This window comes from Tabrizicola soli (assembly GCF_015999335.1).
Taxonomy (GTDB): Bacteria; Pseudomonadota; Alphaproteobacteria; order Rhodobacterales; family Rhodobacteraceae; genus Tabrizicola; species Tabrizicola soli.
The window spans coordinates 160,650-173,057 of sequence record NZ_JAEACP010000001.1; the positions used below are offsets into that span (position 1 = coordinate 160,650).

Below are 12,408 nucleotides of genomic sequence, written 5' to 3' on the forward strand. Positions count from 1 at the left end.
CATGGACAAATGGGCGGAACTGCACCGGCTGCGCGGAGTGAACAAGGACCGGCATATCCTTGATCTCTTTGACGGATCCCGTGCCGGGGATTTCACTGTCGAGGCGGAGGGGATGCGCCTCGACTATGCCAAGACCAATATCGACGCCCAGACCCGCGCCGCGCTGGTCCGGCTGGCCGAGGAGTCGGGCGTGGCGGAAAAGCGCGCGGCGATGTTTTCCGGCGAGAAGATCAACGACACCGAGGGCCGCGCCGTCCTGCATGTGGCGCTTCGGGCGGGCGAGGGCGCGGTGATCCGGGTGGATGGCCAGGACGTGCTGCCCGATGTGCGCCGCATCCGTGCCGCCTGCGCCGCCTTCGCGCGCCAGGTGCGCGAGGGGGTGTTCACGGGGCAGGGCGGCCGGATCACCGATGTGGTGAACATCGGGATCGGCGGCTCGGACCTCGGGCCGGCGATGGCCTATCTGGCGCTGCAACCCTGTGCCGACGGGCCGCGCTGCCATTTCGTCTCGAACGTCGATGGCGCACATGTCCATGACACGCTGCGGGGGCTGAACCCCGAGACGACGCTGGTGATCGTCGCCTCGAAGACCTTCACCACGATCGAGACCATGACCAATGCCGACACGGCACGGCGCTGGATGGCGGAGAAGGTCGCCAACCCCGCCGCGCAGTTCGCGGCCGTCAGCACGGCCGGGGACAAGACCGCCGCCTATGGCATTGACCCAGAGCGGGTTTTCGGCTTCGAGGATTGGGTCGGCGGGCGCTACTCGGTCTGGGGGCCGATCGGTCTGAGCCTGATGATCGCCATCGGTCCCGAGCGGTTCGACGACTTCCTGGCCGGTGGGCGGGCGATGGACGCGCATTTCATGGGCGCGCCCTTCGCGCGGAACATGCCGGTGCTGCTGGCTTTGGTCGGGATCTGGCACAACCAGATCTGCGGCCATGCGACGCGGGCGGTCCTGCCCTATGATCAAAGGCTTGCGCGGCTTCCCGCCTATCTGCAGCAGCTGGAGATGGAGAGCAACGGCAAGCGCGTCGCGGTGGATGGCAGCGACCTTGCCACCCAGTCCGGCCCGGTGGTCTGGGGCGAGCCGGGGACGAACGGCCAGCACGCCTTTTACCAGCTGATCCACCAGGGCACCCGGGTGGTCCCTTGCGAGTTCCTGGTGGCGCGGCGGGGACATGAGCCGGATCTGGCGCACCAGCATCTCCTCCTGGTCGCGAACTGCCTGGCGCAGGCCGAGGCGCTCTTGCGCGGCCGGTCGCTGGAAGAGGCGCGGGCGATCATGGCGAAGAAGGGGCTGGCCGGGGCCGAGCTGGAGCGTCAGGCGCGGCACCGCGTGTTTCCGGGCAACCGGCCCTCCACCGTGCTGGCCTATGACCAGCTGACCCCCTTCACCCTGGGCCAGATCATCGCGCTTTACGAGCACCGGGTGTTCGTCGAAGGGGTGATCCTGGGGATCAACTCCTTCGACCAGTGGGGGGTGGAACTGGGCAAGGAACTGGCGCTGGCCCTGCAGCCGCTGCTGGAGGGCAAGGCGGGGACGGAGGGCAAGGACGGCTCGACCGCGGCGCTGGTCGGGTTCCTGCGCGGCTGAGGTCAGCCGGTGGACCCCATGTCGTCGTCGCCGTCATGGCCGCCGGCATAGTCCGGGCCATTGCCGCTGGCGGTCAGATCGGTGCCGTCGACGCCGTATTTCGCCCGCGCCCAGGCCAGCGCCTTGGCGCGGTTGAACAGGATCGTGCGGGTCAGCCCATCCTGGCCCACGCGATGGACATGGGTCTCGCCATTGTGCTTGACGATCAGGACGGGGACATAGGCACCGTCGATCAGCTGGTTCGTCCGCTTCACCGTCAGCGCCGAGGCGCCATAGGCGGTGGAGAGGATAAGGACGCCGACGAGGAAACTGCGGGCCAGGAGCGGGTTCATCTGCAAGCCTCGGAAAATCAAGGGTTCCGGGGGCAGGGCGCCCCCTTGCCTCCCTGCTAGCGCGGGGGCGGAGGGGGCGCATACTCCAATCGGGTGAAGGGTCGGGAATCCCCGACCGATCGGGACCGATTGCTTCAGCGCGCCGTTACTTCAGCGCGGCGGTCACGATGACCTCGACCTTGTAGTCGGGGGTGGCAAGCTTCGCCTCGCCGGTGGCGCGGGCCGGGGTGTGGCCCTGCGGCACCCAGGCGTCCCAGACCGCGTTCATCTCGGCGAAGGTCGAGATGTCGGCCAGCCAGATCTGCGCCGAGAGGATGCGGGTCTTGTCCGTCCCGGCGGCGGCGAGGATGCGATCGACCTCGGCCAGGCACTGGCGGGTCTGCTCGGCCACCGATGCGCCGGGTTGGCCGACCTGGCCGGCAAGCCAGAGGATGCCGTTACATGCCACGCCTTCGGACATGCGGGGGCCGGTGCCGTAGCGGGTGATGTCGTTGTTCATGAAATGCTCCGTTGCTGGTCGTTAGCGGATTAGCCGGTCGGGGGCGCGAACGGAAGTCAGTTCACGCGGCGGCAGTGGAACTGGTCGCCCGAGGCGGCCGAGACCCAGGTCAGGCCGGTGTCGGTGACGAGGGCAAGGAAGATGCGCGTGCCGCCCTGGATGTAGAGGGTGTAACTGTCGCCCTCGCGCGTGACGGCGCGGATCGGGTAGGTTTTCGAGCCGTTGAAATAACTGGTGTTGGTGAAGCGGAAGGTCGCGCCGCCGCAGTCCCAGCTGCCGGTGAAAGGATAGGGCGGCGCGGGCGCGGGTTCTCTGGCGCAGGCCGCGAGGAGGGGCAGGAGGAGAGGGGCAAGCCGCATCGTCGGGCCTTTCAGGGGGGCTTCCGGGAATGGGTAGCAAGGCCCCTGGGCAGCGGCAAGCCATGCGGTCTTGCATTGCGCCCCCCATCGGCGCAAAGAGGGGCCGTTTCATTCCGTCGGAGCAGGACCATGACCCATCGCATCGCCATCCTCGGGGCCTCGGGCTATACGGGGGCGGAGCTTGTCCGCCTGATCGCGACGCATCCCTCGATGCGGATCGTCGCGCTCTCGGCGGACCGCAAGGCGGGGATGAGCATGGCCGAAGTCTTTCCCTTCCTGCGGCACCTCGACCTGCCGAGGCTGGTGAAGATCGACGAGATCGATTTTTCCAATGTCGACCTGTGCTTCTGCGCGCTTCCTCATGCGACGACGCAGGAGGTGGTGGCGAAGCTGCCGCGCGGGTTGAGGATCGTCGACCTGTCGGCCGACTTTCGGCTGCGCGACCCGGCGGAATATGAAAAGTGGTATGGCCAGCCCCATGCGGCGGTGGAGGTCCAAAAGGAGGCGGTCTATGGCCTCACCGAGTTCTACCGCGACGAGATCCGGGCGGCGCGGCTGGTCGCGGGCACGGGCTGCAACGCGGCGACCGGGCAGTTTGCGCTGCGGCCATTGATCGCGGCAGGGGTGATCGACCTGGAGGATATCCTGATCGACCTGAAGGCTGGGGTCTCGGGCGCGGGGCGGAGCCTGAAGGAGAACCTGCTTCACGCGGAATTGTCCGGGGGAACGCATACCTATTCGGCCGGTGGCAAGCACCGGCATCTGGGCGAGTTCGACCAGGAATTCTCCAGGATCGCCGGGCGGCCGGTCCGGGTGCAGTTCACGCCGCATCTTCTGCCGATGAACCGGGGCATCCTGGCCACGGTCTATCTGAAGGGCGATGCGAAGACCGTTCATCAGGTGCTTGAAAAGGCTTATGAAAGCGAGCCCTTCCTGCAAGTCCTGCCCTTCGGCGCGTTGCCCTCGACCCGCGACATCGCGGGGAGCAATTTCTGCCATCTCGGGGTGATCGGCGACCGGATTCCGGGGCGCGCGGTTGTCGTCGCGGTGCTGGACAACCTGACCAAGGGCTCGTCGGGTCAGGCGATCCAGAACGCGAACCTGATGCTGGGCCTGCCCGAGACCGAAGGGCTGATGCTGGCGCCGGTCTTTCCGTGAGGGCTCGTCGTTCGACTGCGTCTCCTCCTCGCCGGGATAGAGCGAGGAGTGGCGCAGCCCATCGACGAGCGGGGGCTTGATTAGGGTCAAGGCGCGCCCAAGTGAGGGCGTGTAAGCAGGGGCCGTGCAAAGGGGTGCAGGCATGAGCAGGGAATTCCGCGGCTTGAAGGGGCTGAAGAAGCAGCGCCGGATCCAGATCGTCGCGCTGGCGGCGGTGGCGCTGATCGGCGCGACCGGGCTGGTCGGCTATGCGATGCAGGACGGGATCAACTTCTTCCGCTCGCCCACCCAGGTGATGGAGGAGCCCCCGCGCGAGGGCGAGACCTTCCGCATCGGCGGGCTGGTGGAGGAGGGATCGCTGAAGCGCGGCGAGGGCACCGAGGTCGCCTTCGCGGTGACGGATACCAATGCGACCGTGCCGGTGCGCTATACCGGGATCCTGCCCGACCTCTTTGCCGAGGGGCAGGGCGTCGTCGCCCTGGGCAAGATGGAGGGCGAGACCTTCGTCGCGACCGAAGTGCTGGCCAAGCATGACGAGACCTACATGCCGAAGGAAGTGGTCGACGCGCTGAAGGAGCAGGGGGTCTACGTCGATCCCGCGGAGCAGCCCGAAAGCTGACCAGCGCGCGGCGGGGCAGGGCGGCGTTAACGCCCTGCGGGCAGGCTTCCCCCGGAAAAGGGGGTGCCCATGCCGAATGTCCGCCAGATTGCCGAGGAAATCGTCGCCCGCGAGGGCGGTTTCGTGGACGACCCCGATGATCCGGGCGGGGCCACGAACCATGGTGTCACGCTTCCTACGCTGCGGCGGCTGGGGATCGACGTGAACCGGGACAGCCGGATCGACCTGGCCGACGTGCGCGCCCTCACACGCGCGCAGGCGGTGGAGATCTATCTGGAGCATTACCACAAACGCCCCGGCATCGCGACCCTGCCCGAGGCGCTGCAGGCCAGCGTCTTCGACATGCAGGTGAACGCGGGCGCGAATGCGGTGCAGATCCTGCAGCGGCTTCTGACCGACATGGGCTTTCCCTGCGATCCGGATGGCCAGATCGGACCGCAGACCATCCGTGCGGCGCAGATGGCGCAGGACGCCGCGCCCTCGCATCTTGTCGATGCCTACGGGATCGCGCGGCGGAACTATTATTACGCGCTGGCGGACAAGCGGCCGGCGAGCCGGAAATATGCCCGCAGCCGCGACGGCGGAAAGGGCGGCTGGATCAAGCGGGCCGAGGAGTTCATCTCGCCGCGCTATCACCTGACCGCGGCGCAGCATGCGGCACGGGTGGCGGCATGGGAGTGATCGGCAAGCTGATCGGCGGGCCGGGGGCGGTCACCGCGCTGGGAGAGGCGGCGAAGGGGGTGGCCGAGGTTTTCGTGCCCTCGTCCACCCGGAGGATGGAACTCTCGGCCGAGGCGCAGATGGCCGCGCTGCGGCAGCTGGGCGAGGAATACCAGCATCCCGCACTCAGCTGGTTCGACCGGATGGTGAACGGGCTGAACCGGCTGCCGCGTCCCTGCCTGGCCTTCGGGACGCTGGGGCTCTTCGCCTATGCGATGGTCGACCCGGAGGCATTCGCGAAGCGGATGGTCGGGCTCAACGCGGTGCCGGAGCCCTTGTGGTGGCTGCTGGGCGCGATCGTCGCCTTCTATTTCGGCGCGCGGGAGACGTATTATTTCCGGACGCGGGGAGTGGTGTCGCCCTTTGCCGGCCGGGGTTCGGGCGAGGAGAATGCGGCGCTGGAGGACTGGCGGCGGGAGTGATCCCGCGCCTATCCTTGACCTCTGGCATGGCCTCTGGCATGGCCTTGCGGATCAGAGGATGTGATCAAATGAACCTGTTCGCCGATATCCGTGAGCTTGTGGTGGCCGAGTTGCAGGCGCTGATGGCCGAGGGCGCGCTGCCCGCAGGGCTGGACCTCGCCGCCGTCGCGGTCGAGCCGCCACGCGATGCGGGGCATGGCGACATGGCCACCAATGCGGCGATGGTGCTGGCGAAACCGGCGGGGATGCCGCCCCGCGCGATCGCCGATGCGCTGGCCGCGCGGCTGATGGAAGATCCGCGCCTGGCCGGGGCCGATGTGGCCGGGCCGGGGTTCCTGAACCTGCGGCTGGAGCCGGCGGCCTGGCAGGGGCTGGTGCGCGAGGTGCTGGAGCGCGGGACGGACTATGGCCGCTCGGACCTCGGGCAGGGGCGCAAGGTCAACGTGGAGTTCGTCAGCGCCAACCCGACCGGGCCGATGCATGTGGCGCATGCGCGCGGCGCGGTGGTGGGCGACGCGCTGGCCGCGCTGCTGGGCTTTGCGGGCTGGGCCGTGACGCGGGAATACTACATCAACGATGGCGGCGGGCAGGTGGATGTGCTGGCCCGCTCGGCCTATGAACGCTACCGCGAGGCGCATGGCCTGTCGCCCGAGATCGCCGAGGGGCTTTATCCCGGCGACTACCTGATCCCGGTAGGCGAGGCGCTGAAGGCGAAATACGGCGACAGTCTTCTGAACAAACCGGAAAGCGAATGGCTGGCGGATGTGCGCCTGTTCGCGACCGACATGATGATGGCGGTCATCCGCGACGACCTGAAGGCGCTGGGGGTGACGATGGACGTCTATTCCAGCGAGAAGGCGCTCTATGGTACCGGGCAGATCGAGGCGGCGATCGAACGCCTTCGCGGCCTCGGCCTGATCTACGACGGCGTGCTGGAGCCGCCGAAGGGCAAGACGCCCGAGGACTGGGAGCCGCGCGAGCAGACGCTGTTCCGCTCGACCTCGTTCGGGGATGACGTGGACCGGCCGGTGAAGAAGTCGGACGGCTCCTGGACCTATTTCGCGCCCGACATCGCCTATCACTACAACAAGGTGCAGCGCGGTTTCGACGAGTTGATCAACATCTTCGGCGCCGATCATTCGGGCTATGTCAAGCGACTGAAGGCGGTGGTTTCGGCGCTGTCGGAGAACCGGGTGAGCCTGGACATCAAGCTGATCCAGCTGGTCAAGCTTCTGAAAGGCGGCCAGATCGTCAAGATGTCGAAGCGGGCAGGGACCTTCGTCACCCTGCGCGACCTGATCGACGAGGTGGGGCCGGATGTGGTGCGCTTCGTCATGCTGACGCGCAAGAACGACGTGGCGCTGGATTTCGACTTCGACAAGGTGACGGAGCAGTCGAAGGACAATCCGGTCTTCTACGTGCAATATGCCAATGCGCGGGTGAACTCGATCCTGCGCAAGGCGCGCGACGCGGGGCTGGAGGTGGGCGATGCCACGCTGTCCGCCGCGCATCTGGGCCACCTGGGGCATGAGGCGGAGCTTCAGGTCATCCGCAAGCTTGGCGAATGGCCGCGCCTGGTGGAAATCGCCGCCAGGGGGCACGAGCCGCACCGGGTGGCCTTCTACCTCTATGAACTGGCCTCGGACTTCCACGGGCTGTGGAACAAGGGCAACGATGACGACAGCTTGCGGTTCATCCAGGGGGATACCGCAATCTCTGCGGCAAAAATCGCCCTTGCCCGGGCCGTGGGCGTTGTCATTTGCGCTGGCCTTGGTATCCTTGGCGTCACTCCGGTCGAGGAAATGCGCTAGGCAATGGCGCCCCCGGAGCAGGCGTGAATGCAGGGGTGGACCAACCGCCCCGCAGGGCAGGGGCAGCAGATGGCGGATGCGGACTTCGACGGTCTCGGCAGCGGCTATACGGCCCGCGATGGCGCGCGGCCGAAGGCGCAGCGGTTCGTGCGGCTGGCTGGCGGGCTGACCTCGCTGGCGCTGGTCGTGGGCCTTGCGGTCTGGGGCTACAGGCTGGCGGTGCGCGATGTGCGCGGCGTGCCGGTGATCCAGGCGCTGGAAGGCCCGATGCGCATCGCGCCCGAGGATCCGGGCGGCGAGATCGCCGATCACCAGGGGCTGGCGGTGAACGCCGTCGCGGCTGTGGGCACCGCCGCGCCGCCCCCGGAAAAGCTGATCCTGGCGCCGCGCCCGGTGGACCTGGCCGAGGAGGATGTCCCCGGCCTTTCGGGACTCGAGCCGCAGGTTCCCGAATTGCCCTCGGCCGCGCCGCCGCCTGCCGCCGATCTGGCCCTGGCCGCCGCGCCGACCGTGGAAAGCGCCAGCCCGACCGAGATCGCGGTGGATGCGGCTTTGGCCGAGGCGCTGGGTGAGGTCCCGGTCGAAGCGGCGGAGCCGCCCGCACCCTTGCCGGATGTGGTGCAGGATCCGGTTCCGCTGGGTGGGATCGCGATCTCGCCGCGCCCCAGGGCGCGCCCCGGCAGCGCGGCCGCCGCGACCAAGCCCGCGCCGGTGGCCGCCGAGGCGACCGCGGCCATGGCAGCCCCGAACGAGGTGGACCCCGCGACGATCCCGGCCGGAACCCGGTTGGTGCAGTTCGGCGCCTTCGACACCGCCGACGAGGCGCGGGTGGAATGGGCGCGCCTCGCGGGGCTTTTCGGCGAGCTGATGGGGGGCAAGGGCATGGTGCTGCAACCGGCCGAAAGCGGCGGGCGCACCTTCTATCGCCTGCGCGCGCATGGCTTCGAGGACGAGGCCGACGCGCGCCGCTTCTGCTCGGCCTTCGTCGCCCAGGGCGCCACCTGCATCCCGGTCCCGCAGCGATGAGCCTGGGTCGCGGGGCGGCGATCTTCGGCTGTGCCGGGCCGGAACTTCTGGATACCGAACGCGCCTTCTTCCGCGAGGCGGATCCGTTCGGCTTCATCCTGTTCGCGCGGAATATCGAGACCCCGGAACAGGTTAGCCGCCTGACCTCATCCCTGCGCGAGGCGGTGGGACGCGAAGCCCCGATCCTCGTCGACCAGGAGGGCGGCCGCGTCCAGCGCCTGCGCGCGCCCCATTGGCGCGAGTGGGAGCCGCCGCTGGATACCGTTCTGGCGGCCGGCAGCTTGGACGCGGCGACCCGGCAGATGCGCCGGCGGATGGCGGTGATTGGGGCGGAGCTGCGCGCCGTGGGGATCGACGCCGACTGCGCCCCGGTCGGCGATGTGGCCCGGCCCGGGACGCATCCTTTCCTGCGCAACCGCTGCTACGGGACCGATCCCGAAACCGTCGCCCGCATCGGCCGCGCGGTGGCCGACGGGCTGGTGGAAGCAGGGGTCCTGCCGGTGATGAAGCACCTGCCGGGGCATGGGCTCTCGCATCTCGACACCCATCTCGACCTGCCGACGGTGGACGCCTCCCTCGAGGAACTGCGTGCGGTGGACTTCATGCCGTTCCGGGCGCTGAACGACCTGCCGATGGCGATGACCGCGCATCTGGTCTTTGCCGCGCTCGATCCCGGCCGGCCAGCGACCCAGTCGCCGGTGATGATCGACCTCATCCGCAATGAGATCGGCTTTCAGGGCCTGTTGATGAGCGACGACCTGAACATGCAGGCGCTGCAGGGGACGCTGGCGGAACGCACGGCGCGATCCATCGCCGCCGGTTGCGACATCGCGTTGCACTGCAAGGGCGACCTTGCCGAGATGCAGGCGGTCGCCGCTGCGGCCGGTGAAATGGCGCCCGAGGCGCAGGCCCGCGCGCGCCGGGTGATCGCCGCGCGGCCCACCGCCTTTCTCAGCCTCGCCGAGGCGCTGGCCGATGGCTGAGGATTGGGAGCAGCCCGAGCGCCTGTCGCCCGAGGAGCGGCTGGCCGCCGAGGCGCTGATCGTCGATGTCGACGGGTTCGAGGGGCCGCTCGACCTCCTCCTGACGCTGTCGCGCACGCAGAAGGTGGACCTGCGCAGGATCTCGGTCCTGCAACTGGCCGAGCAATACCTGGGCTTCGTCGAACGCGCCCGGACGCTGCGGATCGAGCTGGCGGCGGACTACCTGGTGATGGCGGCCTGGCTGGCCTTCCTGAAATCCCGCCTGCTTCTGCCCCCCGAACCCGGCGAGGCGGGGCCGAGCGCCGAGGACCTGGCGGCCCATCTTGCCTTCCAGCTGGAGCGGCTGCAGGCGATGCGCGATGCCGCCGCCCGGCTGATGGCGCGCGACCAGAAGGGGCGCGACTTCTTTGCCCGCGGCCTGCCCGAGGACCTGACCCATCACCGCAAGGTGACCTGGACGGCGACGCTCCTCGACCTGATGCGCGCCTATGCGATGATCCGCACCAAGGACGAATTCCGCCCCTTCGTGCTGGACCGCGACCATGTCTATACGATGGAGCAGGCGCTGGAGCGGATGCGCGGCCTGATCGGCTATACCGGCGACTGGGCCACGCTGACCAGTTTCCTGCCCGAGGGCTGGGACGTGACGCCGATGGCGCGGCGCTCGGCCCTTGCGGCGCATTTCGCGGCGGTGCTTGAAATGGCCAAGCGGGGCCAGCTGACCCTGCGTCAGGGCGAAACCTTCGCGCCGATCGAACTGCGCCGGAGGGATGCGTGAGCGAGGAACAAAGCCTTTTCGACGCGCCGCCGATGGGCGAGCAGGAGCGGATGGTCGAGGCGATCCTGTTCGCCAGCGCGGAACCCGTGACCGTGGCCGAGCTCGAGGCGCGGATGCCGCATGGCGCCGACCCGGCCGAGGCGCTGGTCCACCTGCGCCGCCGCTATGAGGGCAGGGGGGTGAACCTGGTCAAGGTGGGCGACGCCTGGGCCTTCCGCACCGCGCCGGACCTCGGCTTCCTGATGCGGCGCGAGACGGTCGAGACGCGCAAGCTCAGCCGCGCGGCGATCGAGACCCTGGCCATCGTCGCCTATCACCAGCCGGTGACCCGGGCCGAGATCGAGGAGATCCGCGGCGTCGCGGTCAGCCGGGGCACGATCGACCAGTTGATCGAGCTGGAATGGATCCGCTTCGGCCGCCGCCGGATGACCCCCGGCCGGCCAGTGACCTTCGTGGTCACGGAAGCCTTCCTGGATCATTTCGGACTGGAATCGGCCCGCGACCTGCCGGGGCTGAAGGAACTGCGCGCGGCCGGTCTTCTGGACAGCCGCCCCCTGCCGGGCCAGGCGGCCGCGCCGGATGACGAGGACGGGCCGGTGGTGGGGCAGAGCGAACTTTTCGAGGATTGAGCGATGGACTGGAACCGTCTGGTCGGCCCGCTGCTGCGCATGTTCCTCCGCACGGCGGTCAACAGGGGGATCGACCATGTCGCGCGCGGCGGCAAGACGGACGCCGAGCTTTCGCCCGAAGAACTGAAGCGCGCCCGCGCCACCCGCGAGATGGCCGGACGGACGCGGAAGCTGTCACGGATCGCGGGGCGTTTCCTGCATTAGATCAGGGGCTTGCGTTGGGTCCTTACTGTCGCAGGATCAGCCGGTCGCCGGTGAACTCCATGCGGAACTGGCCGAGGTAATCCATCCCCAGCAGCGAGCCCTGCATCTCGCCCTCGGTCACATAGGCGCGGAAGTCGCGGTTGACGAAGGGGCCAAGCTCGATCCGGGGCAAGGTGACCTGCGCGGTGCGCACGACCCCGTTGGCGGTGATGGCCTCGCCCAGGAAGGTCAGGCTGTCGGCAGTGATCCCCAGCGCCTCGGCGTCCTGCCGGGCGAGGACGAGACCGCTCGCGCCGGTATCGACCATGAAATGCACGGCCCGGCCGTTGATCATCAGCGTGAGGTAGTAATGCCCATCGGCCGCACGCGGCACCTCGACGGTGCCCTGCGTCACGGCCTGGATCGGCGGCGTCTCGCGCCGGATGTCGGACCAGAGCCCGTAGCCCGCCGCCACGCCGACGAAGATCAGCCCCCAAGCCATCGCCATGCGCAGGGCCTGGCCCATGCGCTGGCGGAACTCGACCAGGGCCCAGCCGCCGAGTGCGGCCAGGATGATCGCCAGATAGCCCACGCGGGCAAAGGTGTCGCCGTCCATTCCGCCTCCGCTTTGGCCAGATATGGGGGCAGGGGGCGGCAAGGAAAAGATCAGCCGATCAGCCCCGTGCCCTTTACCCCGTCGATCACGAACTGCACCGACAGCGCAGCAAGCAGCATGCCCAGAAGCCGGGTGATCACTATGGTCCCGGTCCGGCCCAGCATCCGTTCCAGCGGCGGCGAGGCGAGGAGGAAGGCGTAGGTCACGGCCATCATTGCCAGCATCAGCCCCAGCACCGCCGCAGAGCCCGCCCAGCCCGGACCGGACTGGCCGACCAGCAGGATCACCGAGGCGATCGCCCCGGGGCCGGCGATCAGCGGCGTGGCCAGCGGGAAGACCGAAGGGTCGTGGTCGGGTTCCGGATGCTGCCCCTCGCGGCGCTGGGTGCGGCGTTCGAACAGCATGTCGAGCGCGGTGAGGAACAGAAGGATGCCGCCGGCAATGCGGAAGGCCGGCATCGAGATGCCGATGAAGGACAGGATCGCCTCTCCCGCCAGCCCGAAGAGGAGGAGCAGCGCCGCCGCGATCAGGCAGGCCCGCCGCGCCATCGCCTGCCGTTTTTCCGGTCCCATGCCCCGCGTGAGCGCGATGAAGAGCGGCACGAGCCCCGGCGGGTCGATCACCACGAAGAGCGTGGCGAAGGCGGTGATCAGGAAGGCGGTCTCGGGCATCG

At 68.7% G+C, this 12,408-nt stretch carries 16 protein-coding genes; 11 read left to right on the forward strand and 5 right to left on the reverse strand.

Features of this window, described 5'->3' with window-relative positions; genetic code table 11:
- Position 1: 1 nt before the first annotated feature.
- On the forward strand, positions 2-1,600 hold the full coding sequence (pgi, locus tag I7S92_RS00745; RefSeq protein WP_197641561.1) for a glucose-6-phosphate isomerase: 1,599 nt from the start codon (positions 2-4) through the stop codon (positions 1,598-1,600).
- Between the two features lie 2 nt (positions 1,601-1,602).
- Here pgi and I7S92_RS00750 read toward each other — a convergent pair whose 3' ends face one another.
- From I7S92_RS00750 to I7S92_RS00760, 3 genes are all read right to left on the reverse strand, one after another.
- The gene (locus I7S92_RS00750; RefSeq protein ID WP_197641562.1) at positions 1,603-1,932 is read right to left on the reverse strand and encodes a hypothetical protein; all 330 of its coding nucleotides are present in this window, start codon (positions 1,930-1,932) and stop codon (positions 1,603-1,605) included.
- 145 nt (positions 1,933-2,077) lie between these two features.
- Positions 2,078-2,431, reverse strand: coding sequence for a RidA family protein (locus I7S92_RS00755; protein WP_197641563.1), 354 nt, complete (start codon positions 2,429-2,431; stop codon positions 2,078-2,080).
- A gap of 56 nt (positions 2,432-2,487) precedes the next feature.
- Positions 2,488-2,790 carry a hypothetical protein gene (locus I7S92_RS00760; RefSeq protein WP_197641564.1) on the reverse strand — a complete coding sequence of 101 codons (303 nt, stop codon included), beginning with the start codon at positions 2,788-2,790 and terminating at the stop codon, positions 2,488-2,490.
- Between the two features lie 129 nt (positions 2,791-2,919).
- On the opposite strand from I7S92_RS00760, the gene argC reads away from it, so the two are divergent.
- The 10 genes from argC (at position 2,920) to I7S92_RS00810 (ending at position 11,140) form a co-directional block, all read left to right on the forward strand.
- On the forward strand, positions 2,920-3,948 hold the full coding sequence (gene argC / locus I7S92_RS00765) for an N-acetyl-gamma-glutamyl-phosphate reductase (RefSeq protein WP_197641565.1): 1,029 nt from the start codon (positions 2,920-2,922) through the stop codon (positions 3,946-3,948).
- 163 nt (positions 3,949-4,111) lie between these two features.
- Positions 4,112-4,567: a cytochrome c maturation protein CcmE gene (ccmE, locus tag I7S92_RS00770; RefSeq protein ID WP_197641780.1), complete on the forward strand. Its 456-nt coding sequence runs from the start codon at positions 4,112-4,114 to the stop codon at positions 4,565-4,567.
- Positions 4,568-4,636: 69 nt separating this feature from the next.
- Positions 4,637-5,248: a holin-associated N-acetylmuramidase gene (locus I7S92_RS00775; protein ID WP_197641566.1), complete on the forward strand. Its 612-nt coding sequence runs from the start codon at positions 4,637-4,639 to the stop codon at positions 5,246-5,248.
- A complete protein-coding gene (locus tag I7S92_RS00780; RefSeq protein ID WP_197641567.1) occupies positions 5,239-5,709 on the forward strand; it encodes a holin family protein in 471 nt (156 codons plus the stop codon). The genes I7S92_RS00775 and I7S92_RS00780 overlap by 10 nt, the downstream gene beginning before the upstream one ends.
- Positions 5,710-5,777: 68 nt before the next feature.
- Positions 5,778-7,520, forward strand: coding sequence for an arginine--tRNA ligase (argS, locus tag I7S92_RS00785; RefSeq protein WP_197641568.1), 1,743 nt, complete (start codon positions 5,778-5,780; stop codon positions 7,518-7,520).
- 69 nt (positions 7,521-7,589) lie between these two features.
- A complete protein-coding gene (locus I7S92_RS00790) occupies positions 7,590-8,546 on the forward strand; it encodes an SPOR domain-containing protein (RefSeq protein WP_197641569.1) in 957 nt (318 codons plus the stop codon).
- Positions 8,543-9,529 (forward strand): beta-N-acetylhexosaminidase, encoded by a 987-nt coding sequence (nagZ, locus tag I7S92_RS00795; protein WP_197641570.1) that lies wholly within the window; start codon positions 8,543-8,545, stop codon positions 9,527-9,529. Before I7S92_RS00790 ends, nagZ begins: the two co-directional genes overlap by 4 nt.
- On the forward strand, positions 9,522-10,307 hold the full coding sequence (locus I7S92_RS00800; protein WP_197641571.1) for a segregation and condensation protein A: 786 nt from the start codon (positions 9,522-9,524) through the stop codon (positions 10,305-10,307). The genes nagZ and I7S92_RS00800 overlap by 8 nt, the downstream gene beginning before the upstream one ends.
- Positions 10,308-10,339: 32 nt before the next feature.
- Positions 10,340-10,936, forward strand: a complete 597-nt coding sequence (gene scpB, locus I7S92_RS00805) for an SMC-Scp complex subunit ScpB (protein ID WP_206760978.1) — start codon at positions 10,340-10,342, stop codon at positions 10,934-10,936.
- Positions 10,937-10,939: 3 nt separating this feature from the next.
- Positions 10,940-11,140, forward strand: coding sequence for a hypothetical protein (locus I7S92_RS00810; RefSeq protein ID WP_197641573.1), 201 nt, complete (start codon positions 10,940-10,942; stop codon positions 11,138-11,140).
- A gap of 22 nt (positions 11,141-11,162) precedes the next feature.
- Here the strand turns inward: I7S92_RS00810 and I7S92_RS00815 are convergent, their stop codons facing one another.
- Together I7S92_RS00815 and I7S92_RS00820 are read right to left on the reverse strand one after the other, a co-directional pair.
- Positions 11,163-11,735, reverse strand: a complete 573-nt coding sequence (locus I7S92_RS00815) for a retropepsin-like aspartic protease family protein (protein ID WP_197641574.1) — start codon at positions 11,733-11,735, stop codon at positions 11,163-11,165.
- 50 nt (positions 11,736-11,785) lie between these two features.
- Entirely contained in the window at positions 11,786-12,406 is a 621-nt protein-coding gene (locus tag I7S92_RS00820) for a MarC family protein (protein WP_197641575.1), read from the reverse strand.
- Positions 12,407-12,408: the final 2 nt, after the last annotated feature.

Bases quoted from the DNA above. Each gene is read 5' to 3' on its own strand.
- I7S92_RS00750 (WP_197641562.1), bottom strand. From the start codon at position 1,932: ATGAACCCGCTCCTGGCCCGCAGTTTCCTCGTCGGCGTCCTTATCCTC.
- scpB (WP_206760978.1), top strand. From the start codon at position 10,340: ATGGGCGAGCAGGAGCGGATGGTCGAGGCGATCCTGTTCGCCAGCGCG.
- I7S92_RS00815 (WP_197641574.1), bottom strand. From the start codon at position 11,735: ATGGACGGCGACACCTTTGCCCGCGTGGGCTATCTGGCGATCATCCTG.
- I7S92_RS00755 (WP_197641563.1), bottom strand. From the start codon at position 2,431: ATGAACAACGACATCACCCGCTACGGCACCGGCCCCCGCATGTCCGAA.
- I7S92_RS00790 (WP_197641569.1), top strand. From the start codon at position 7,590: ATGGCGGATGCGGACTTCGACGGTCTCGGCAGCGGCTATACGGCCCGC.
- pgi (WP_197641561.1), top strand. From the start codon at position 2: ATGGACAAATGGGCGGAACTGCACCGGCTGCGCGGAGTGAACAAGGAC.
- argS (WP_197641568.1), top strand. From the start codon at position 5,778: ATGAACCTGTTCGCCGATATCCGTGAGCTTGTGGTGGCCGAGTTGCAG.
- I7S92_RS00760 (WP_197641564.1), bottom strand. From the start codon at position 2,790: ATGCGGCTTGCCCCTCTCCTCCTGCCCCTCCTCGCGGCCTGCGCCAGA.
- argC (WP_197641565.1), top strand. From the start codon at position 2,920: ATGACCCATCGCATCGCCATCCTCGGGGCCTCGGGCTATACGGGGGCG.
- I7S92_RS00780 (WP_197641567.1), top strand. From the start codon at position 5,239: ATGGGAGTGATCGGCAAGCTGATCGGCGGGCCGGGGGCGGTCACCGCG.
- I7S92_RS00775 (WP_197641566.1), top strand. From the start codon at position 4,637: ATGCCGAATGTCCGCCAGATTGCCGAGGAAATCGTCGCCCGCGAGGGC.
- I7S92_RS00820 (WP_197641575.1), bottom strand. From the start codon at position 12,406: ATGCCCGAGACCGCCTTCCTGATCACCGCCTTCGCCACGCTCTTCGTG.
- I7S92_RS00810 (WP_197641573.1), top strand. From the start codon at position 10,940: ATGGACTGGAACCGTCTGGTCGGCCCGCTGCTGCGCATGTTCCTCCGC.
- nagZ (WP_197641570.1), top strand. From the start codon at position 8,543: ATGAGCCTGGGTCGCGGGGCGGCGATCTTCGGCTGTGCCGGGCCGGAA.
- I7S92_RS00800 (WP_197641571.1), top strand. From the start codon at position 9,522: ATGGCTGAGGATTGGGAGCAGCCCGAGCGCCTGTCGCCCGAGGAGCGG.